The 520-nt window shown below is 46.9% G+C and carries 1 protein-coding gene; it reads left to right on the top strand.

The annotated features are described in order from the left end of the window. Positions 1–520: acyl-CoA thioesterase (locus ACS8FD_RS24500; protein ID WP_439277758.1), on the top strand; the 520-nt coding region annotated here is incomplete at both ends.

The raw sequence follows: 520 nt of genomic DNA, 5'->3' as shown, positions 1-520 counted from the left end.
AAGAGGGTTTAGAATATCAAGAAAATATGCCTGTTTATCCACCACCTGAAGATTTACAGACTGAGCAAGACCTAAAAGAGAGCTACGTGGGTAAAGTACCAGATGCGCTTAAGGGTCGTTTTATGCGTCGTCGTCATGTGGAGATTAAGCCTGTCAAGCCGCGCGATCCTATACATCCAGAGCCAACGAAACCGAAGCAAGCCAATTGGTTACGCATCCGTGAACTGGGCTCGCAGCCAGTTGCGATTCAGCAAGCACTCTTGGCGTTTTCTTCTGATTTTTATTTAGTAGGAACGGGGCTTATGTCTCATGGCATCAGCTTTATGACCAGTGGACTACAAGCGGCTAGCATTGATCATTCAATGCATTTTCATCGCAGTTTTGATATAAATGATTGGCTGTTATATGACATGTGGAGTGATACGACGTCTAATGCGATGGGGCTAAACCATGGACAGTTCTGGCAAGATGGCAAGCTGGTTGCCACCGTGCAGCAAGAGGGCTTGATGCGTCTGCGGGT

The organism is Psychrobacter sp. 1U2, assembly GCF_051847575.1.
This window is presented reverse-complemented; position numbering and strand designations above follow the sequence as displayed.